Here is a 20,685-nt window from a genome sequence, read left to right as displayed (position 1 = left end):
GTTATTCCCCCTTAGCGTCTATCAATACACTATTGACCGTTTCCATCCATACTTCATGGTACTCCATCGCAACTTTCATCATCATGCATCGGGATAAATTATCAATAACTAAGGCCAGCATATGGGCTTTGTATACGACATTTTGCGGTGCTACCACTCCCAGCTCCACACCCTTCATCAATAGATCATGGAAGCCGTTCAGAAAATTTTGCTGCATATTTCCGAGAAGTGACCGGTACAGCTCATCGCGCTCCGCAAGCAGCATAAATTCACTTAACACCCTTAAAGAGGCGGCATGCTCTTTACTCCCATCGGGAAGCATTTTCAAGCCGCCTTCATACAAGGCTTGCCTGAAATCCCCTGCCGCAGCAAAGTCCGCCTGAAAATAGCTTTCGAAATAATGATTTTCAAAAAGATGCGAATAAATCCGGCTGACCAGCTCTTCCTTTGTCGAAAAATGATAATAAATCGACGGCTTCGTAATGCCGACTTTGCCCGCAATCATGCTTAAGCTCGTTCGTTCAATGCCGTGCTCGGCAAAAAGCTCAAATGCCGCCTCTATAATTTGATTCGTTGTAAGCTCCTTCTTCTTCAAGGCATTCCGCACCTTTCTTCATCCATCCTGCTGGAAATGATTATAAGCGACAGGAAAACAGTCTGTCAATAATTTAACTACCGATAGTTAAAAAATATATTAAGTAACGGCAGCGTCTGCTGAAAGCGTCCCATTTCATTTAAGAGCAAGTTAAAAAGGTTGCCCTGCTCATGCCTGATAATAGGCGTAAGCAGGGCAACCTTTTATTTTTGCGTATAGCTCCAGTGTATTATTGCTATGTATTGCTATTATTCCGTGTCCTAGACACAACAATGCAGAGCAGGACTATAAATACAATCATAAATGGGATCGTGATAAATGGAACATAAGCAGCATCTCTTGTAAAGGTGAACAATACGGCTAGCAGAATGCCATTTATGCACATGCCTATATTCTCTCTTCTTCGAGCAAAAAGCTCATTCTTCATTAGTCTGTTAAGCAATAGTATAATTATAAGCACCATCCAACCAAAAGCTATAAAAAGAATTGCAGTTCCCATACAACCTCCTAAATAAATGCATAATAAATCATGCCTATTTTCAATTAATTATACATCACCTCATCAAAAATAGAAGGAATTAATCCCATTTTTCAACTTAGTGCCTCAAAAAAACATTCAGTAGGTCAACCAGCTTGTGGATTGACAAACGCAGCCAAATCATTTATTTTCGTTGTACATACAAAATAAAAGAAGGAGGAATATTTATGACAGAGCAGCCTCAAACCGATGCCGTGCAGCAGGATGATGCTTTTTTGCATAGCTGCATGTATTTCACAACGAACCGCCTGAGCCGGGCAATAACGCGAATGGCGGATGAAGCCTTTGCGACGACGGGACTTGCGCCAGCCTATGGCTATTTGATTCGCCTCGTCGTCGGTAAGCCAGGCATTACGCAGAAGGAGCTCTCGGAGAAGCTGTATATTACCCCTTCCACTCTGACGCGTTTTATAGATAAGCTTGAGGGAAAGCAGCTGGTGGAGCGCCAAGTGCAGGGCAAAACCGTGCTCGTCTATCCAACCGACAAGGGCAAGGAGCTGGTACCGTCACTACGCCAAGCTTCACACACACTGAAGGAAAAATATCAAGCGATTCTCGGCAAAGAGCTAGCTGACCAGCTAACCCATGCTCATGAATTAGCGAGCGAGCAGCTAGAGCGCTAGAATGTGCATGCCGGTTGTATAAGCCACTTCAAGCGTGGCACCGGCTATTTTGCATGGTTTTTAATTTTGTATGTACAACAAAAATATAAAGGGAGATCGATTTATATGAGCCTTCTTCATTCGCAAGCTGAGCTGCAGCCGAAATCCCGGTTTTATTATGGCTGGATCATTGTACTGCTGACCTTCGCCACACTGCTCGTGTCGGCGGGTATCCGCTCGCTGCCGAGCATCTTGCTTGTCCCGTTTCAAAATGAGTTCCATTGGAGCCGCGGCAGCATCTCCAGCGTCATCTCCATGGGCATTTTGCTATACGGCTTAGTCGGGCCATTTTCCGCCTCCATGCTGCTGCGCTTCGGGGTGCGCAAAGTCGTCATAAGCTCGCTCGCGCTGCTTGCCGTCAGCCTGGCAGCCACACCGTTCATCCACGCCTTATGGCAGTTCAACCTGCTGTGGGGGCTGGTCTCAGGCCTTGCTACGGGCATGATGGCGAATGTGCTTGGCGTAACGGTCAGCAATATGTGGTTTGTTAAGCGCAAAGGCCTAGTCATTGGTTTGCTGACAGCAAGCGCTGCTACCGGCCAACTGCTGTTTCTGCCCCTTTTTGCAAAAATGACGGCTGATTTCGGCTGGCGCTATGCTATTTTTGCAGCTATAGCGGGCGTTCTGCTTGTTCTCGCTGCCGTAGCCATCTGGATGCGCAACCACCCTTATGATGTTGGTGCCGCTCCCTACGGCTCCAGCGAAATCGTAAAACCAGCCGAATTCACGGGGAACCTGCTTCTGACTCCGCTGCGTAATCTCTGGCTGGCTATGAAAAATTCGACGTTCTGGCTGCTCGCTGGCACCTTCTTTTTTTGCGGCTTCTCTACCAACGGCTTAATCGGCACCCATCTGATTGCCGCTTGCGGCGACCATGGCATGCTGGAGGTTGCTGCTGCCGGCCTGCTCGCCATGATGGGTCTGTTCGATTTGTTCGGAACGACGATCTCTGGCTGGCTATCCGACCATTTTGACAGCCGCAAGCTGCTGTTCTGGTATTATGGGCTGCGCGGCCTGTCGCTGCTGTTTCTGCCCTATGCGCTTACCGCGACGCCAGCCATGCTTGTCGTGTTCTCCGTTTTCTATGGTCTCGACTGGATCGCAACGGTTCCCCCGACCGCCAAGCTGGCTGGCGAAACGTTCGGCAAGGAGAAATCCGGCATGATTTTCGGCTGGATCGTCGTTGCCCACCAGCTCGGCGCTTCTACCGCGGCCTATGGTGCAGGGGTTATGCGCGATTGGTTCGGCACCTATTCGCAAGCGTTCGTCATCGCCGGATTTGTCTGCTTCTTCGCGGCATTAATGGCGCTGCGCATTAGAAGAAACCCGGCTGCTGGCGTTCAAGCGGCATAAAGCAGGCCATCTTCATCTTCATCTGCTCCGCAAGCATACGGCATAATAGACACGAAAAAATAAGCCATGAACAACGTCTCGACAGACGATGCTCATGGCTTATTTTCAATCTTAAACGTTTTCCTTGACGCTTACTTGAAAAACACCTTGTCCACATTGTATTTCGCTCTTAGCTTATTCACGATATACGTCTCGTAAATTTCTCTATCCACTGGCTCTTCAATGATGCAAACCTCAATCGTCGTCACTTCGTCGCGGTGCGGTTTCATTGGGGATACCGAATCTTCAAAATGCTTCTTGATTCTTGGTCTCAGCTTTCTTGCCTTGCCGACAAAAAGCAGCTCCTTGCTCTTGTTGTAGAACATGAAGATGCCGCCCTTGTCGCGGGGAATCAGGTGAAAATCAGTAAAGCCATAAATATTGCTCAGCTCAGGAGAAATTTGCTTCTCAATCGTTACATCCGGTGTTGGTATCGTAATATTAATCACGCGCTGCTCACGTCCTCATTCAATATAAGAGTAAATACTACCACAAAACCCGCCGCAACACCATTTCAAATTTCCCCCTTCTTTCTGCCCCTGCTTATTTACGTTGAAAATAAGTATCCATATAATGAAGAAAGAAGAATAAGGCCCTATTTAGGAGGATAAAACACTGCAATGAAACTAGATGACCATATAATGCTCTGGAATCATGCTTCTGTGAAAGTAATGGATTTTCGCCATGCCCAGCTGGAAGCTGGAGAACGGCTGTCCCCCTACCGATTGCCGTCCAACGCCTTTCTCTATGTCCTTGACGGCAGTGCACATGTACAGCTGGATCAATCCCAGCATCACATGAAACGATTTCATGTCCTGCACGGCGGACGCAGTGCGTATCTCACCATCGAAGCAGAAGAGCCCTTCACGTATTACCTTGTTCTGTACAAGCCCGTTCTGATGCTGGCCCCTTCACATAAGCTGATGCAGCACCATGATTTGAACCGCCCTTTCCAATATGTTTACGGCTTTGTGCCGTTATATCCTTTACCTTTGTTAGAGACGCTTGGTAAGATGCATTCAGCGTGGATGACGCCTGATCCCCTTCATCTGTTCCACGCGCGGACTTTATTTTATCAATTTGTACATGAGCTGCTTTGGCAAATGCAGCGTCAAGGAATTGAACCGGCTCGCCCGGATTTATTGGCTCAGATGCTGCGTTATATGCAGGAAAGCTACAGGGACCCTATTACGCTGGAAACGATGTCGGCGCTGTTCGATTGCAGTGTAAGCTATTTAACCAAGCTGTTCAAAAAACAAATGAATGAGAGCCCCATCCGCCTGCTGACTCAAATCCGCGTAAGGAAGGCTGCCGACTTGCTGGCGCAAACCGAGACCTCCCTTCAAGAAACGGCGGAGCTTGTCGGTTATCCCGACGCCCATACGCTGGGCCGCAGCTTCAAAAAATATTATGGGCTGCCGCTATCCGAGTTTAGAGCCAAATACCAGCAAAACGGCCCTATACCAAAATCGCCTGCATTTCGTACTAAATTTGCCATTGTCCCTCCTTATACACAGTGCTATAGTGTGAATGATTACGAGTATCATTATCATTCAACGCGAAGTGGAGGATTTTCTGTGTCAAAAATAAACAAGCCCTATTCCATGGCGGCAGCTCTGCTGCTATGTATGACCTTACTGTTAAGCGCCTGCTCTGGCGCAACAAACGCAGGCGCTAATCAGCCTGGGACAAGCAGCAGTCCTGCAGCACAAAGCTCAAGCCAGCCGTCGGCGGAAGCCTCTCCAGCCAGCAGCTCTGCTGCAACTAAAACCTATACAGATAGCAAAGGAACGGTAACCATACCTGCCAACCCGGAACGGATCGTTGATTTGACAGGCAGCGCCATCGGAAACTTGCTTAAGCTGGATTTGAAGCCAGTCGCTGCTTTGGGAGAAGCACTCGTTAACCCTTATCATGAAGGCAAATTGGATGGAATTGTGGATCTCGGGGATGGCACTAACTTGGAGGCTATCCTGCATCTCGATCCGGATTTAATTATCGTCTTTGATTTTCTGGAGGAAAGCGAATATGAGAAGCTGGAGCAAATTGCTCCGGTTGTACGGCTTAAATATGGAGCAGGCACCCCTGCGGAGCTGTTAACCGAGTTCGGAAAAATAACCGGCCGTGAACAGGTCGCACAAGCATGGATTGAAGAATGGAATGCAAAAATCGCCGAGGTTAAGCCTAAAATTACGGAGGTTGTCGGAGACAAAACCGTCTCGATTTTGCAGCCTTATGCGAAAGGCATTTATGCTTGGGGCAATAAAGGCGGCAGGGGCGGAGAAATCCTGTATGGCGATCTTGGCCTGAAGGCTCCTGCTATTATTCAAAAAGCTCTTATTGATGGCGCCGAGTTTGGCTCAAGCTTATCCCTTGAACAATTGCCGGAGTATGCCGGGGACTATATTTTCACCAGCAATTGGGGCTGGGACGATGGGGACCCGGACGTCGTTTACGGGAGCAGCCTATGGAAAGGGCTTCCTGCTGTGAAGCAAAATCAAGTTTTTTTCATTAACGCTGAAGGCTCTTATTTCAATGATCCCATCTCCTTGGAAGCTCAATTGCAATTTATTATTGAGAGCTTTATAGGTGACAAGGCTTAACGCCTGCCCAACTTAAATAAGCATGTTCGCCAGCAGCTTGATGCCGGTGAACATGCTTTTTCTCATTTCGCTTCACAATTATACGCCGTTAGCTTCCCTTAGCTGGAATACAGCGAACAATACGTACGCGTGAAATTCCCTGCAAGCAAATCTTCTTTGCGTATATAAAATTGCAGTTCCCCGGCATCCCACCAGCAGAAGCCTACGTCATTATCCGAATCAAGAGCTAGCAGCACAAGCGTATCCGCAACCTCCTGCTCAGCCTGTCCTTCATCGCCTCCGAAGTGGTCCGCGAGCTGCTTCATCGCCTTATCCGGGCTGTATTCATAATGCTTGCCCGTCATCAGCATCAGCGCCGCCTCAATCTCGCAGTCGCCATGCTGCGTTGCCGGATAGCCAAACATGACGGCAAGATCGCCATCTTCGCTGCCGCTCAATTCATCGGTTAAATCCTCGTATTCCTCATAATCATGCTCATCATCTTCTACTTGCTCTTCATCAACATAGCCATAGCCTGGAAGCTCAATAGAAGCTCGGCCCACCACCTCATAGCCTGTATAGTCCGCATCCTCCAGTGACGTTTCCTCAGGAGCAAGGCGGCGCTTGGCACCTGCAAGCTGTTCGTCTTTCAAATGCAGGACGAAATGGTCAATATGATAAGCGGGCTCATCCACTCCTAAGAAAAAATAAAGCATGCCGCCATGCGATAACCGCGAAGCCGCATCATGCGGTGCCAATTCCTCCAGACGCAGCTGCGCCAAAAAAGTCATCGGTGTGCCCTCTTGATCAAGCGGCCATTCTATTTCATCAGGAAGATCGGGATCTCCGCCAATTCGCGATACGCAGGTTTTAGAATAATCCGCTAAATTTCGCTTCGCCAAACGCACGCCTTCACGGGCATGCTTCATTAAGTAGTCCAAGGCATGGGTATACTCCTGTTCTTGCAGCAAGTGTTCCAATTTTTCCTGATTTGGTTTTGTTAATGGCATAAAATCAAGCTCCTCATGGAAAATATGTAGACCCTTCGTCTATTGTAAACGATTGCCTACTTCATGCCCATAATTTTCGGTAGTTCTTCCAGAAAACGTTCCATTGTAATGGGATCACTCGCATTCCAGCTAATATCAGCCGTATAAGCCTGATTATTTTTAACAGCGGGGATCGACTTCCAAAGCGGGCCTTCCATCAGCTTTTTCGCTTCCACTTCATCATCTGTACCGGGTGAACTGAGTAAAAACACATGGTCCCCCGCATAATCAGGCAGCACCTCCATTGAAATAAGAGAGAATACTTCCTTCTTATCAATGAGCTCCTGTACCTTCGTGCTTGGGCTAAAGCCGCCTGACTGGTACAGCGACATTGTTAAGCTGAAATGGCCCATGACATAGAAGTCACCAGCCAGGCTTAGGTAGACCGTTGCCGACTCTCCCGGCTTCAAGCCGATTTTATCCCACATCGCCTTCGCCTTAATCTCATAGCTGGCAATCCAAGCCTCCGCCTCCTGTTTCTTATTGACGATGTCAGCAACCTCTCGCAAGCGATCAAACGTTGCCGCATCTCTATTGAAGATGACCGTGGGCGCGATTTTGGACATTTTCTCAAAAATTTCGGTGTCATCCGGCCCGCCATATCCAGCCTGCAAAATCAGGTCTGGAGCAAGCTCCAGCACCTTCTCCATATTATGCGGGTAGCCAATATCGACAACCCCCGCCAAATCATCTTTATAAATGTAGGGCTCGTTCACCCAATCGTTCCCGGCAGGTGTAATGCCCAGTGCCAGCAAATCCCCTGGAATGTCGCCGAGCATGACGATTTTCTGCGGATGTGTTGGAATCGCAACTTCATGCCCGCTAAAATCCTTGTAGATGCGTGTTGCTGCCTCTGTCGCAGCTGTTGCAGCTTGTTCAGCCGTCTCAGACTCGGTTGACTCGGTTGAAGCTGGTACCGACTCCGTCGCTTCTACACCACCCGTAGAGCCGCAAGCTGTTAATAAACCGAAGGTTAATAGCAGTATAGCGGCAATGAACATTCTGACTTGTTTCGCAGACATGTGAAAACCCCTCTTTTTGTTTGATGATAATCATTATCAATATACTGGATGCTGCCATCCAGCACAATGGACAAAACAGGCTTCTGCTATTTCACATGACAGGAAACAACGACGAGACTACATGACAACACTGTAAGCTTGGATGTCCCGTTTTGTAAGGGAACAACTATAGTTCAGGCGTTTTTGGCAGGATAAAATAGGATTAACCTCACCTGTGATTTGTTCGTCAGTACTTGAGGAAATTTCACAAAAGGGACGGTTTGATTATGCCTCATTCAAACAGACCGCTCTTCCTCATTTAACGAGGTTTTGGAGGGGCACCGTTTATGCTGGAATCGTCGCTATGCTGGCACTCACAGCGGGGCTTATCGCGATGTCGGGGCACAGCTTAAGCATATGGGCAGCGTCGCTGATCACGGAGGACAGGTTGTGTATGTAGCAGGCGCAGAGCATTATAATTTTGCCGATGTGCAGTTTCTTACCTCCATACTCCGGCAAATTGGCATGACCGGGAAGCGGAGTACGGACCGGGTTGCTTCAATTATTAACGCCTATACCCTTAGCTTCTTCGACCATTATTTGAAAAATAAAGGCGACAGCCTGCTGGAGGGACCAAGCGAAGCCTATCCAGAGGTGAAGTTTATGACCTCGCTGTTTGCTGGCGGCAATGGAGAAGAGTCCGAGAAACGAGAGAGACAGGAGCCTTGACGGGCCCCTGCCTCTCTTTTTTTTTCATTCCACGATCATGTCAATTTCCTCATGCTGCTCGTCGAACGTAATGCGCAGCCCCTTATTGTCGAGATACCACAAATTGGCTTCCTCCATGAAGAAGGTAATTCCTTCAACGGTAGCACTGAGCCCCGGATTTATTGGCAGTTCCTTATTAACGCCTAGAGACAAGCCCGGCACTACAGTGCTGCAGCCGCCAAGCTTTATAAATATTCTGACCGACTCTCCATTTTTCAGTTCCAACTGCTGCTTATACCAGCTCGCCGCTGGCTGCTCAACGATTAATTGCATATGTGTCAGCCCCTTCCATTCGATATTCGCCACTTAAATGATGCTCCTTCATGTACGAATACCTTCATCATCGCCAATTGGCGGGCTGGTGTCAATGCAGCTGCAAATATTTGCTTTTATCGTTTATTCGCTCAAGCTGGCAGCAGCTTTAACCTTAAGCCGATATTCCTGCGGAGAAATCCCCTCCAGCTCCTTGAACACGCGGGTAAATTGCTTGCTGCTCTCGAAGCCTGAAGCGCTACCGATGTCCTGCATTTTATCGCTTGTGCTCTCCAGCAGCTCCTTACCTTTGCGGATACGCAGCTTTTTCAAAAACAAGACGAAGCTTTCTCCTGTATGTGCCTTAAACGCCTCGCTGAAATAAGAATAATTGAGGCCGACATAATTGCTGACAACCGCCATATTGAGCGGCCGGGCGTAGTTCATCTCCATATAAGCGATAGCCGCGTTAATTTCCGCATGCTCGTTATAGGCAGAGCGGATGCCTTTCACATATTCATTTACGCTGTACAGCAGATGCTCCAGACTGCGGTAATAGTCGTGAAAGCTGCGAAAATTGTCCATGCTGCCGACTCTGCGATACAGCTTCAGCACGTCAATAGACGCTTCTCCGTATAGGCGGAACACTTCATCGAGCACCTGCTCATTCATTCGCTTGCCCACCTGGCGCAAATAACCGATATCTATATCAGCCAATTCCTCGATACGAAAAATAGCTTTAAGCAGCGCTTGCAGCTCCTTCTCCCGCTCGGTGCCCAGCATATTGCCAAGCTTGCGAATGTCTTCATCCGGCAGCGGATGCATGCGGCGCTGCGACGCGCAAATATCCTGATGCTGGAGCAGGCGGCTGCTGGGATAAAGAAAGGAATAGTGCAGCGCTTCCTCTGCCTGCTTATAGCAGCTGCGCAAATCCTCAAGCCTAGCCGCCTCTGAGCTTAGTCCCAAACGCAGCCCTTCCAGCTCCTTGCCGCCAGTTAGCCTCAGCAGCTCGTGGAACTGCGCGGCCTGCCCTCCAATTAGGACAAGCCTTCCCCCGCCATCCACAAAAGAAGCATCGACCGTCCCTCCAAGCTGCTCCAGCATACTCTCGATGAGCTGCCCCCGCTCATTGCGGTTCACCGCTTCCCCATTCTCGGATTTATAGCTTAGAACAGCAACATGGCATGGCAAGGTGATTGATTCGAAGGGCATATCATTATCAGGACGCAGCTCCTCCTCCTGCCCATGCAGCAGCTCTCCTTGAATGAGCCACTCTTTCAGGCGGCTCATTCGAACCTGCTCGCGGTATTTGTCTCCCTCAGCTGTTTTGCGCGCAAGCTCTGCCTGTGCCTGCAAAATACTTTCGCTCTTGCGCAGCGCCTCGAACAGCTCATCCCGGCGAATCGGCTTCAAAATATAATCTCTGACCTGGTACTCAATCGCCGCCTTCGCATACGTAAACTCATCATAGCCGCTCAAAATAATAAAAACAGGCTTGCGCTCCTCCTCCGGCTGCTGCATCACTTGCTTGATCAGCTCAATGCCATCCATCACCGGCATACGAATGTCCGTAATGACGATATCCGCCTGCTCGCTCTCATATTGCGCCAATGCATCCTCCCCATGAATGGCTAGCCGAATATGGTAGTAATCTGGAAACTCACGCTCAATCATCGTTTTCAGGCCGATTCTTATATTTTTCTCGTCATCCACGATCAGCAGCTTCTTAATCGTCATCCCCTCCTCCTGCAATCACCACCTTGGGCAGCGTCAACATAACTTCAGTGAACTGGCCTTCCTCGCTGCGCACCTGCAGCCCGTAGGGCTTGCCGTAATAAATGCGGATGCGTTGATGCACATTACGCAGCCCTATGCCGTACAATGGTTTTGCGCTTCGTTCATATTCATCCATCAGGCGCTCCCCCGCCCGCTCCAGCTGGATGCGTTCATTCAGCAACGCAAGCGGCTCCGGAGCGATTCCTTCGCCATTATCGCGCAGCGTAATGACGATTCCGCCCTCCGCCTGCTCGAATGCGGCAATCTGGATGAGGCGCTGCTCCTCTCCCAGCTCTGGCCAGGCATGCTTAAGCGCATTTTCAACAATCGGCTGCAAGGACATTTTCAGCATCTCTACTTCCAGCAAGCCCGGCTCCATGCTCCGTTCAAGGACGATGGGCTCGTCGAAGCGAATATTCATGACGTCGATATAGTTTTGAATATGGCGAATTTCATCCTGCAAGCGCACATATTCGCCAGACCACTTAAAGTTGTAGCGCATCATGCCGCCCAGCGACGTAAGCGAGTCAGAGATGAGGCGCTGGTTTTCAATTTCGGCCAGCATTTTTATATTTTCCAGCGTATTGTACAAGAAGTGGGAATCAATCTGGCTGTGCAGCGTCCGCAGCTCGGCTTCCTTCGTCAGCGCCTTCTTCCTTACGCCTTGGGCAATCAGTTCATTAATCGTTTGCATCATTTTGTTAAAATGGAATGCCAGCTCGCCAATTTCCCCGCCTCCGCTGAGAGGAAGTCCCGCAGGCGTCTCGCCTCGCCTGACCTTCTTCATCGCGTCGGTTAAACGCCGCAAATTTTTAAGAATAATAGCATTCATCATATACGTAATAATGGACAGCAAGCCAATGAGCCCCACATTAACCGCCATAATTCGAAATTGCCCCTTCGATACGCGTTCATACACCGACTCCAAGGAAATGACATGAAGCAGCTCTGCTTCCGCTTGCTCTACGGGCGTACGAATGAGCAAATAAGGATGATCATCAACGGTAAAACGTATTTCCTGCTGCCCAAGCTCCTTCATTGCGGCGAACTGCTCCTTAATGGCTGTGCGCAGCTTCGGATTGCTGCCCTTGCCCGCGAAGGCTTGGAGCTCATCGAGCACGATGCTTCCCTTGCTGTCGGCCAGCATCATCTGCGAGCCCTCATCCTGCAAGCTTGCAAAGGCTTTAGGCGCAAAATGCTTCAGCAGCATTTCCACCTGAATGACGCCAATCCGTTCACTCCCTGCCCGGACGACCCGCATAAGAGAAACCTTGGGCATCTGATTATGCACATCCGTCACATTCCGGTGCAAAATATCGGCGTCCTCCTCCTTAAACACCCACAGCTCCTTGCCATCCAGCTCCGCAAGCTCTGAATACCAAGGCTCCGTCTGAATACGCCGCTCATGAAACACAATCGGCCACATTTCCGATATATAGTCATTGTCTGCAAACAGGCGCAAATGGGCGATGTTCGGATTGTTCGTTTGAATATGGATAACATCGGTCAGCGGCCCCCAATATAAATCAAGCAGCTCCTCCGTCGTAAATTCCTTGTGTGTAGATATATACTCGGTAATATCCGCGCTTAATATCGTAAGCTGGGCTGCCAGCTCCATCGCTTCAATTTGATTCAAAATATTTACCTTCTCCAGCTCCACTAAATACTGCCCCTGCCGAAGCGTCTCATTAATATGGCTGTCTCTAATTTCCCCAAACAAATAATTGGACACCACAATGCTTGGAAACAGCAATATAAAAACATACGCGGCGACCAGACGGCTTTGCATCGATCTTCTGCCCAGCCAATATGCCGTCGCCTGAAAATAATTCCGGATTTGCCTTCCCACGTTAGGCTCACTTCCATCTTTGCGGCCCAGCCCCCTGACTTGCTTGCAGGCGGCAAAAAGCGCGCCAGTCCATAATGGATTTGGCGCACCTGATGCCGGGATGTATGCCCGGGTCTGGCCTGTATTAGTTAATGAATTCTGCCAGCTTCGCAACGTTCTCTTCATATTTTTTCTGCTTATAGGCCTGAACGGTGCCAAAGCCAAGAGCATCCCGCTTGCTCAAATACTCCTGCCACAAGCTGTCGAATTCGGCATCCGACTTCGCAAGCAGCAGCCTCGGAAGCGCCTTGCCAAATTCATGATCCAGCTTCGTCTTCATAATGCCTTCCTCGGATGCCCCCGTCGGGTCAAGCTGGTCAAATTGCGACAGGCTGAGCGCTTTGCCGCGCGTCCAGTCTTCCATCTGCTTGAATGGCTCAACCGCTGGCGGCGACCATTCCGGCGTCAGATTCGTATCCATCAGCATCCAGAACGTATGGGAGGCGCCATATTTTTTATCGAAGGCACCACGATCCGAATTAAGCAGCTCCAATACTTCAGGTAAAAACTGGTCTTTCCCGTCTATTGTATCCCAGGTTACGCCCTGCTCACCGAAAAACATATCCCGCTGGCCCTCTTCCGAGATGAGATAGTCCAGGAAGCGAATCGCGCGCGCTTTATCCTTCACATTTTTGGAGATGAGGGTAACGGTCCAGCCGGAGATGGATGGCCCTGCAAGCGTTGCTTGAGCCTGCGCAGCATTAGCTGGCCCATCCACCGCAATATAAATGGAATTAGGATCGTTCGCAAATAGCGCATTTTGCTGGTTAGCCAGATCAGACCTCGCATACAGCATCGCAAAGTATCGGCCTTGAGCGATTTTCTCCTCCATTTGCGGACGCTTGTCGATGAACACGTCTTTCGAGAGCAGGCCGTTTTCATTCGCTTGACGCATCGTCTTGAGCCATTTTACATATTCAGGGTCCGTGTCGCGATCATACAGCTGTCCATCCTTTTCATAAGGAATAGCCAAGAAATTTTGGATATAAGCTTGCAGCGAGCTGTTGCCCTTTTCATTAAAATCATACATCCCCAGCGGAATTAACGGCTGGCCGTTAATGTCGGGAAATTTCGCTTTTGCATCAGTCAAGGCTTGAAGGAAACCCTCTGTTGTCCGCATATCCGGGCTGCCGATAGCCTCATACATGTCCTTGCGCACGAGGAACGTCTGCGTAGAGGTGATGCTGTCGCCAAACTTCTCGTAATCCTTCGGTGAGGAGGAGGCGTTCGGATACCCATAGATATGGCCATCCTCTTGCTTGTACCAGGCGAGCTTCGCCGGATCGGTCACCTTGTAGAAGTAAGGGTCATATTGGTCAGCCAGCTCATTAAGCGGGAGCACCATCTCGCCTTCTATCATTTTCTTGACGGCATCCTCGTACCAGCCGAGCGTAATGAAATCAGGCAGGCTGCCGGAGGCGATCATCGTATTCATCTTTTCCGCCTCATTGCCGGCAGGGACGATGAAGTTAATATCTACGCCTGTTTTTTCCGTAATATACTTGGATGTGTCATCTACGCCCCACTTATTAGGAAACCACGCGAAATTAATATACCAATCGAACGTAATCGGACTTTTATCCACTTCCCAGCCTTTATCCTCCTGCGTCAGCTTCACCTCAGCAGCAGCAGTTGGAGACGCGCCTCCATTCGTTGTGCCCTCGTTCGTATTGCTGTTTGATGAGCAGGCTGCCGTAAATACGAGTGCAGCGGCAAGCGGCAGCACCAGCAAACGCTTTATTGCAGGTTGTTTAACCATGTTTATTTTCCCCTTTTCTATTTGAGTAGACTAGCCCTTAATAGAGCCAATCATCATGCCTTTGACAAAATACTTTTGCAGGAAAGGATAAACCAGCACAATCGGCAGCGTCGTAACGACCATCGTCGCCAGCTTGATCGACTGTGAGGTAACGGTTTTGCCAACGCCTCCCGGAATGGCGGCAACCATCTGATTCGAGCTGGACTGTGCCACTACCCGGTATAAATACGTTTGGATCGGCTGCAAATCCATGTTGTTCATATAAATGACGCCGGCAAAATAGTCATTCCACTGATATACCCCATGGAACAGCGCAATCGTCGCAATAACCGGCAGCGATACCGGCAGCACCACCTTGAGGAAAATGCCCCAGTCATTCGCTCCGTCGATTTTCGCCGCTTCCTCCAGTCCATCCGGAATTTCCCGGAAGAAGGTCATGAATATAATGAGGTCGAAGAAGCTGAACATCGCCGGAATAATATACACGAGAAAATTGTCCAGCAAATGCAAATCTCTAATTAGCAAATAGGTAGGGATCAGGCCGCCGCCGAAAAACAAGGTGACCGTGCCAAGTAAAATGTAAATTTTGCCGCCAATAAGTCCTCTGCGGGAAAACGCATAGGCTACCATCGCGGTGAAAAAAACATGCAGCAGCACGCCAAGCACCGTTTTGGCTACCGTAATGCCCATTGCCGTCATAATGCCCGCGCTCTGGAATACCGCCTCGAAGCTTTCCGCGCTGAACACCCGCGGCCACCAGTAAATGCCGCCGCGCATGCCATCCTGCCCTTCATTGAATGCATTTACGAGGACGTACCAGATGGGATACAAGGTCGCAAAGCACACGAGCAGCATGCCGAAGCCGTTGAAGAGGTCGAATACTGCTTCTCCCTTTGTTTTTCGTTTCAAGCTGAGCAAAGCCAGTCGCCTCCTTCCTAAAACAACGATGTGTTATTGATTTTTTTCGTTACACGATTGGCGATGAGCAGCAAGATAAGGGCGATAACGGATTTGAACAAGCCGACTGCGGTGGCATAGGAATACCGTCCCTGCTGCATGCCCGTCTGATAGACGAACATATCAATCACATTGCTTGCGCTTTCATTTAATGCATTTCTCAGCACCAGAATCTGATCAAAGTTGGAGTTCAGCACGCCGCTGACCGCCAGAATGAACAAAATCGAAATCGTTGCTTTGATGCTTGGCAGCGTGACGTACCACATTTTCTGAAAGCGGCCAGCACCGTCAATCGTAGCCGCCTCGTACATTTCAGGCGATACGCTCGAAATCGCGGCCAAATAAATAATGGCGGACCAGCCAAGCTCCTTCCATATATCCGAGGTAATAATAATGCCCCAGAAATAATCCGGCTCTGCAAGATACGAGATCGGTTCCTTAATGACGTTAAGCGCCATCAGTACATGATTGACGATGCCGACATCCGACAGCCAAGTCGTCAGAATGCCGCCAAGAATAACCCACGATAGAAAATGCGGCAAATAGGATATCGTCTGTACCGATCTTTTGAACAGCACCGAGCGCACCTCGTTTAAAAATAAGGCGAATATAATCGGCAGTGGAAAGCCGATCGCCAGCTTGATCAAGCTAATGCCCAGCGTATTGCGCATGACATTGACGAAGCTTTCATCTTGGAAAAATTCTTGAAAATGCGACCAGCCTACCCAAGGCGCCGCGCTGATCGGCTTGACGATATTAAATTCTTTGAACGCTATGATGATGCCGTACATCGGAACATAATTAAAAATAATCATCCATAAAATGCCAAGCAGCGCCATCACCTGCACATGCCTCTGGCCGTACAGCTTCCTGAACCATCTGCTGTGCTTGGCCGCTCTCGTGCTTGCAGCAAGCGCTGCCGCCGATTGTGCTTCGTGCCGTATTTTCACCTTATAAATCCCCCATACTACGTTGGAATCTTGCTCTACAGACTGAAATGCCTTCTTTATCCATTGTAGACGGCAGCTTCCGTTCCTGTAAGGCTTCAAATTTCGTTTTAGGGGGTCCTTTTTTCGGATTGTCTGCAAAACAAACAGGCCCATGCTTATGCGCATGGGCCTGCCTAAATACAATGATCTATTTTCAATTTTGAAGCTAGATTTGGCGGACACAGCAGCCGCTATTTCAACAGAATCACGTGTTATGGCACAGGCAGCGGACTCAGGAGCAGCTAATGCGCTGCAAATGGCCATTTTGACGGGATGATGAGAGCCATAGCGGCTTTCCTGTCCGCTTACGGCCTGAAATCGCAGTAAAAGCCAGAATAGCGGAACCTCAGTCCTTCAAAAAAGGAGTGAGCGACCTGAGCTGTGAGATGTCAATAACAATCCGCTAGCCGGATAAGGCAAATTTAATGACCCGGCTTATCGCTCCCGGCAGTACGCTAACGTGGCTCTCCTCGGGAAATTTGGCGATTGCCGCATGGAATCCGCTGGCTTGGAGCGGCCTTAGACTGTCCGCCAGCTGCTCGGAGTCCTTCACCATATCCGGCAGTTCCTCCGCGCCAATGGTGATCAACAGCTTCGGCGGGTGATCGATCTGAGGGAGCCTTGCTTCGAATGCGGCTTGCTCCTCCAGCACCGCATGCTTGTTCCACCATATGGACGGGCTTCCCGCAGCAAAGCGCTGAAAGGACTGAGGGCGGCTGAATAAGGCATGGAGGACGAGCAGGCCCCCCAGCGAATGTCCAAAAATCGTCTGCCGCTCCTTGTCTATGGGAAATTCCTTCTCCAGCACCGGCTTCAGCTCCGTCTCCAAAAAATCGAGAAAGCCATCAGCTCCGCCATGCTCCGGCCATGGCTGGCCATTCGGCCGGGCAGGCAAATTTTCGAGCTTTGCAGGTGTCGTGAAATCATAGCAGCGCCGGGTCATATCGAACGGTTCACCGGAAGGATAGCCGATGCCTACGATAATGACGGGGTCATAGCCATGCGGCTTGCGAGTCTGCAAAAGGGCGGCCTCAGCGAATGTGCCGAACACCGCATCCCCATCCGTCGCATAAATGATCGGGTAGCCCTTCTCCGGAGGCGGCTCCTTCGGCACGGCTATCCTAATGCGGTATTCCAGCTGCCTGTGGCTTGCATGCACCACTCTCTCGCTGCTTTCAGCCGTATAATGTCCCTTAGCTTCGCTTTTCATTATGGCGCTAGAAACCGAACAATATCATCGATAATTTTGCTGTATGCGATTAGACCGCCGCCTGTCCAATACTCATCGCTAACCGCGTAAACATGGCCCGCTTTGACCGCAGGCATGCTTCTCCAAATCGCATTGTCGGTCAGCTCCTTAATGTTGGCTGCGCCTGAGCCCGCGTAGTCGATTGTAAAAATAAAATCGGCATCCAGCTCAGGGAGAATTTCGAGCGAGGCATCCACGCTGTTTTTCTCTTCAACCAGCTTGCTCTTTCCTATGCCTAGCTCATGCGAAAGTACATAGCCTCCAAAATAGTTGCCGCCAATCAGGTACATTCCTTTGGCATTAAAATTAATTAAAACCGCCTTTTTCCCGTCGGCAACTGGAGCAAGCTTGGCTTTGGCTTCTTCCTTCTTCTGTTCATAATCGCTCAGCGCCTGCTTCGCCTCGTCAGGTTTGCCAAGCAGCTCTCCCAGCTTCGTTATCGAGCTGTTTAAATCGCCAGCCGCATTGACGAAAACGTACGTAGGCGCAATTTTGGAATACTGCTCATAGATGCCGTCGTCGGCATAATGGGCCGTATGCAAAATAATCAGATCAGGCTCAAAATCCATAATTTGCTCTGGGGAAGGCGGACGTCCTCCTGAAAACTCGACAGTTGGCACACCCTTAAGCCGATCCTGCAAGTAGGCTTGGCCTTTCCCGCTATTCCCCCATTGGGCAATAGGCGTTACGCCCAAGCTCAGCAGAGAATCCTCCATATAGGGGGCGAATACCTTTAATGGCTTGGCTGGTATAACGAGTTCATGCCCTTGTTCATCCGTTACCGTCTTCGTCGCTGACACTTCCTCTGAAGCCTCAGGGGCTTCGCTAACCTCAGGAGCCTGACTTTCTTGTGCAGCAGCAGCTGTCTGGCTTGGCTCAGCTGGGTTTTCGGCATTCGTGGAGCCACAAGCGCTCAGCAGGCTAAGCGCCATTCCTATAATGAGCAGCGAGAGCCCGCTTGCTTTTAACCTTTTTCGCAAAAAACTGTACTTCTGGAACATTCGAAATACCCTCCTATGATAACAATTCTCACTTAGGAGAATTATAAAGGATGCCCTATGCAGTCTCCATGGACTTTATCCGTTCCTGCCTTTGGACAATATCCGGTTAGGAGCAGCAGCATCTCGTCCAGCATCCGATTCATCGCTATGGCTGAGTATTCGAACCATGGGTCCGAAGGCACCAGATAGACAAAATGATTGCGAACCGCTTTGAGCGCCCGCCATTCCTTGTTATGTTGAAGCGCTAGCCAGTACGAGCGCGACTCTGCCTCAGGGCATACTACTATCAGCAAGCGGTCCGGGTCAAGATGGCTGAGCTGCTCCAGTGTTAGCTCCACATTGTACAACGAAGCCTGCTCATAGGCCGGAGACAATTGCAGCTCCTGATACAGCAGCTCAAAAATAGCTTGGTTGCAGTAGGCATGCACCTTTTTCCCATATATCCGCAATACGACAAAGGTATCCTCCTGCACGGCATGCTTGATGTTCGTCCGGGCCGATTCCAGCTTCTGCCCATATCCATCAATCCATTCCTCCGCCTGCTGCTCGCCTTTTAAAAAAGAGGCCATTTGACGAAGCTGCTCTCGCCAATCCTTCTGCCCCTTATCAACGAATAGGGCAGGGGCAATGCTGCCCAGCTTCTGCTTTTCTTCATCGCGCAAATGATCGAAGCCTACGATTGCGTCGGGACGGACCTTCGTCAGCTTGTCCCATTCCTCATGCCGCTGCAAATCCCCATAGCGCATATGCACCTGAATGCTCATCTGGTACACATTATAATAATAAGGCGTCCACTTTGAATCGAGCGGCGCAGCAACCGGAATAATGCCCAGCGCAAGCAGCTGCCCTATAAGCGAAGGAGAACATACCGCAATGCGTTGTCTGGGACGGGTCACAAAGGCGGAGGGGGATACGCCAACCTCTTTCTTAAACTTGCGGCTGAAGTAAAATTCATCACTGTAGCCTACCTTGTGGGCAATTTCCCGCAGACGGTAGTCCGTCTCCGTTAAATATCTTTTTGCCCGGTTGATGCGCAGGTCGGTCAAATAATCAATGGCGCTTTGCCCATATGTTTTTCTGAACAAATCCACAAAATATTTAGGGCTTATATGGGCCATCTCTGCCAGCTGTCCCACAGATATCGGCTCATTGAAATGCTGCTCCATAAAGCGGCGAATGCTTAATAAATCCGTCTTTGGGGGTTGATTATCGTACATGATGCCTCCGTTCCATGCTTTCGAGCCTTGTCCAGCTTATCCTCTCAGTATAGCAACATTGAGAATCGCTATCAATGGATTTGAAAATTGACCTGAGCGTCACACGGCGTTAATCCTGAGCTGACATAACTGGCGTATAGTCGAATCATACTCAACTAAATAAAGGATGATGGCACTTATGGGCATTCATACGTACTTTAGATCACTAAACGATTTGGAACGCATTATCCGCACCCCTGGCAAATTCAAATTCGAAGAGCACAGCGTGTCGGCTCACTCCTGGAAAGTTGTCCAGTACGCCAAGACGCTTGCCGATATCGAGGAGCAGCACGGCGTCACGATTGATTGGAAGAAGCTTTATGAAATTACGAGCAGCCATGATTATGGGGAAATTTTTATTGGAGACATTAAAACGCCCGTCAAGCATTATTCCCTTGAACTGCGTTCGATGCTGCAGCAGGTTGAGGATGGCATGGTCGAGCATTTTATTCAGGACCATATTCCTGAGGAATTTCAGGCTATTTTCCGCAGACAGCTGCGCGAGGGCAAAGACCATTCGGTAGAAGGGCTCATTTTGGAAGTTGCTGATAAAATGGATCAGGTCTACGAGGCATTCGCTGAGCTCCAGCGCGGCAATACCGAGAAGGAATTTATCGTCATGTATCGCTATGCGCTAATTAAAATCAAAAATATCGACCTCCACTGCGTGAAGTATTTCCTCGAGCACATCCTGCCAGATATTATCCATGAAGGCACTCTTTCCCCCATCGATATTCGTAAAATAACAGAAGAAGCGCTGGCGCAAGGTGAAACGGCCGTCGCCGTCCTGTAGCGGCGCGGCGCGTTTCATTCCGAGAAATATAGAGAAAGGATTGCGTTAGATATCCTTTCCTATATTTCAAGGTGAAACGGCCGTCGCCGTCCTGTAGCGGCGCGGCGCGTTTCATTCCGAGAAATATAGAGAAAGGATTGCGTTAGATATCCTTTCCTATATTTCAAGGTGAAACGGC

19 protein-coding genes are annotated in these 20,685 nt (G+C 49.5%); 6 read left to right on the top strand and 13 right to left on the bottom strand.

The window, feature by feature from the left end:
- Nucleotide 1: 1 nt before the first annotated feature.
- A complete protein-coding gene (locus AC6B99_RS00095) occupies nt 2-595 on the bottom strand; it encodes a TetR/AcrR family transcriptional regulator (protein WP_056032957.1) in 594 nt (197 codons plus the stop codon).
- A gap of 705 nt (nt 596-1,300) precedes the next feature.
- Here AC6B99_RS00095 and AC6B99_RS00090 point away from each other — a divergent pair.
- Nucleotides 1,301-1,756 (top strand): MarR family winged helix-turn-helix transcriptional regulator, encoded by a 456-nt coding sequence (locus AC6B99_RS00090; protein ID WP_056031377.1) that lies wholly within the window; start codon nt 1,301-1,303, stop codon nt 1,754-1,756.
- A 105-nt stretch (nt 1,757-1,861) separates the two neighbouring features.
- The gene (locus AC6B99_RS00085; RefSeq protein WP_496662460.1) at nt 1,862-3,148 is read left to right on the top strand and encodes an MFS transporter; all 1,287 of its coding nucleotides are present in this window, start codon (nt 1,862-1,864) and stop codon (nt 3,146-3,148) included.
- Between the two features lie 131 nt (nt 3,149-3,279).
- On the opposite strand, the gene AC6B99_RS00080 is transcribed toward AC6B99_RS00085, so the two are convergent.
- The gene (locus AC6B99_RS00080; RefSeq protein ID WP_099517352.1) at nt 3,280-3,636 is read right to left on the bottom strand and encodes a nucleotide excision repair endonuclease; all 357 of its coding nucleotides are present in this window, start codon (nt 3,634-3,636) and stop codon (nt 3,280-3,282) included.
- A gap of 171 nt (nt 3,637-3,807) precedes the next feature.
- On the opposite strand from AC6B99_RS00080, the gene AC6B99_RS00075 reads away from it, so the two are divergent.
- On the top strand, nt 3,808-5,790 hold the full coding sequence (locus AC6B99_RS00075) for an AraC family transcriptional regulator (RefSeq protein WP_056031390.1): 1,983 nt from the start codon (nt 3,808-3,810) through the stop codon (nt 5,788-5,790).
- Between the two features lie 98 nt (nt 5,791-5,888).
- On the opposite strand, the gene AC6B99_RS00070 is transcribed toward AC6B99_RS00075, so the two are convergent.
- Together AC6B99_RS00070 and AC6B99_RS00065 are read right to left on the bottom strand one after the other, a co-directional pair.
- On the bottom strand, nt 5,889-6,779 hold the full coding sequence (locus AC6B99_RS00070; RefSeq protein WP_056031393.1) for a YwqG family protein: 891 nt from the start codon (nt 6,777-6,779) through the stop codon (nt 5,889-5,891).
- A gap of 56 nt (nt 6,780-6,835) precedes the next feature.
- Nucleotides 6,836-7,840 carry an ABC transporter substrate-binding protein gene (locus tag AC6B99_RS00065; RefSeq protein WP_056031396.1) on the bottom strand — a complete coding sequence of 335 codons (1,005 nt, stop codon included), beginning with the start codon at nt 7,838-7,840 and terminating at the stop codon, nt 6,836-6,838.
- 309 nt (nt 7,841-8,149) lie between these two features.
- Between AC6B99_RS00065 and AC6B99_RS00060 the strand changes: the two genes are divergently transcribed.
- Entirely contained in the window at nt 8,150-8,548 is a 399-nt protein-coding gene (locus AC6B99_RS00060) for a hypothetical protein (RefSeq protein ID WP_494878918.1), read from the top strand.
- A gap of 24 nt (nt 8,549-8,572) precedes the next feature.
- Here AC6B99_RS00060 and AC6B99_RS00055 read toward each other — a convergent pair whose 3' ends face one another.
- From AC6B99_RS00055 to AC6B99_RS00030, 6 genes are all read right to left on the bottom strand, one after another.
- Nucleotides 8,573-8,893, bottom strand: a complete 321-nt coding sequence (locus AC6B99_RS00055) for a HesB/YadR/YfhF family protein (RefSeq protein ID WP_442952504.1) — start codon at nt 8,891-8,893, stop codon at nt 8,573-8,575.
- A gap of 90 nt (nt 8,894-8,983) precedes the next feature.
- Complete coding sequence (locus AC6B99_RS00050; RefSeq protein WP_494878920.1) at nt 8,984-10,576, bottom strand: response regulator; 1,593 nt, start codon at nt 10,574-10,576, stop codon at nt 8,984-8,986.
- Nucleotides 10,566-12,629: a sensor histidine kinase gene (locus tag AC6B99_RS00045; protein ID WP_496662459.1), complete on the bottom strand. Its 2,064-nt coding sequence runs from the start codon at nt 12,627-12,629 to the stop codon at nt 10,566-10,568. The genes AC6B99_RS00050 and AC6B99_RS00045 overlap by 11 nt, the downstream gene beginning before the upstream one ends.
- Nucleotides 12,589-14,262 (bottom strand): type 2 periplasmic-binding domain-containing protein, encoded by a 1,674-nt coding sequence (locus tag AC6B99_RS00040; protein WP_496662458.1) that lies wholly within the window; start codon nt 14,260-14,262, stop codon nt 12,589-12,591. Before AC6B99_RS00040 ends, AC6B99_RS00045 begins: the two co-directional genes overlap by 41 nt.
- A 30-nt stretch (nt 14,263-14,292) precedes the next feature.
- The gene (locus tag AC6B99_RS00035; RefSeq protein WP_496662681.1) at nt 14,293-15,117 is read right to left on the bottom strand and encodes a carbohydrate ABC transporter permease; all 825 of its coding nucleotides are present in this window, start codon (nt 15,115-15,117) and stop codon (nt 14,293-14,295) included.
- 80 nt (nt 15,118-15,197) lie between these two features.
- The gene (locus tag AC6B99_RS00030) at nt 15,198-16,163 is read right to left on the bottom strand and encodes an ABC transporter permease subunit (RefSeq protein WP_494865436.1); all 966 of its coding nucleotides are present in this window, start codon (nt 16,161-16,163) and stop codon (nt 15,198-15,200) included.
- Nucleotides 16,164-16,326: 163 nt separating this feature from the next.
- Here AC6B99_RS00030 and AC6B99_RS00025 point away from each other — a divergent pair, with 163 nt between their 5' ends.
- On the top strand, nt 16,327-16,485 hold the full coding sequence (locus tag AC6B99_RS00025) for a hypothetical protein (RefSeq protein WP_494865391.1): 159 nt from the start codon (nt 16,327-16,329) through the stop codon (nt 16,483-16,485).
- 126 nt (nt 16,486-16,611) lie between these two features.
- On the opposite strand, the gene AC6B99_RS00020 is transcribed toward AC6B99_RS00025, so the two are convergent.
- From AC6B99_RS00020 to AC6B99_RS00010, 3 genes are read right to left on the bottom strand one after another with little or no spacing between them, the layout of a single operon-like run.
- On the bottom strand, nt 16,612-17,418 hold the full coding sequence (locus tag AC6B99_RS00020) for an alpha/beta hydrolase (RefSeq protein ID WP_056031411.1): 807 nt from the start codon (nt 17,416-17,418) through the stop codon (nt 16,612-16,614).
- Nucleotides 17,418-18,458, bottom strand: coding sequence for an ABC transporter substrate-binding protein (locus tag AC6B99_RS00015; protein ID WP_494865386.1), 1,041 nt, complete (start codon nt 18,456-18,458; stop codon nt 17,418-17,420). Before AC6B99_RS00015 ends, AC6B99_RS00020 begins: the two co-directional genes overlap by 1 nt.
- 41 nt (nt 18,459-18,499) lie before the next feature.
- Nucleotides 18,500-19,675 carry a helix-turn-helix domain-containing protein gene (locus AC6B99_RS00010; protein WP_494878924.1) on the bottom strand — a complete coding sequence of 392 codons (1,176 nt, stop codon included), beginning with the start codon at nt 19,673-19,675 and terminating at the stop codon, nt 18,500-18,502.
- A gap of 178 nt (nt 19,676-19,853) precedes the next feature.
- Here AC6B99_RS00010 and AC6B99_RS00005 point away from each other — a divergent pair, with 178 nt between their 5' ends.
- Nucleotides 19,854-20,507: a YfbR-like 5'-deoxynucleotidase gene (locus AC6B99_RS00005; RefSeq protein WP_056031420.1), complete on the top strand. Its 654-nt coding sequence runs from the start codon at nt 19,854-19,856 to the stop codon at nt 20,505-20,507.
- The last annotated feature ends 178 nt before the right edge of the window (nt 20,508-20,685 follow it).

It is taken from the genome of Paenibacillus liaoningensis, from assembly GCF_059609455.1.
Note: the sequence above shows the minus strand (reverse complement) of the source record. Positions and strands in the feature narration are given on the sequence as shown.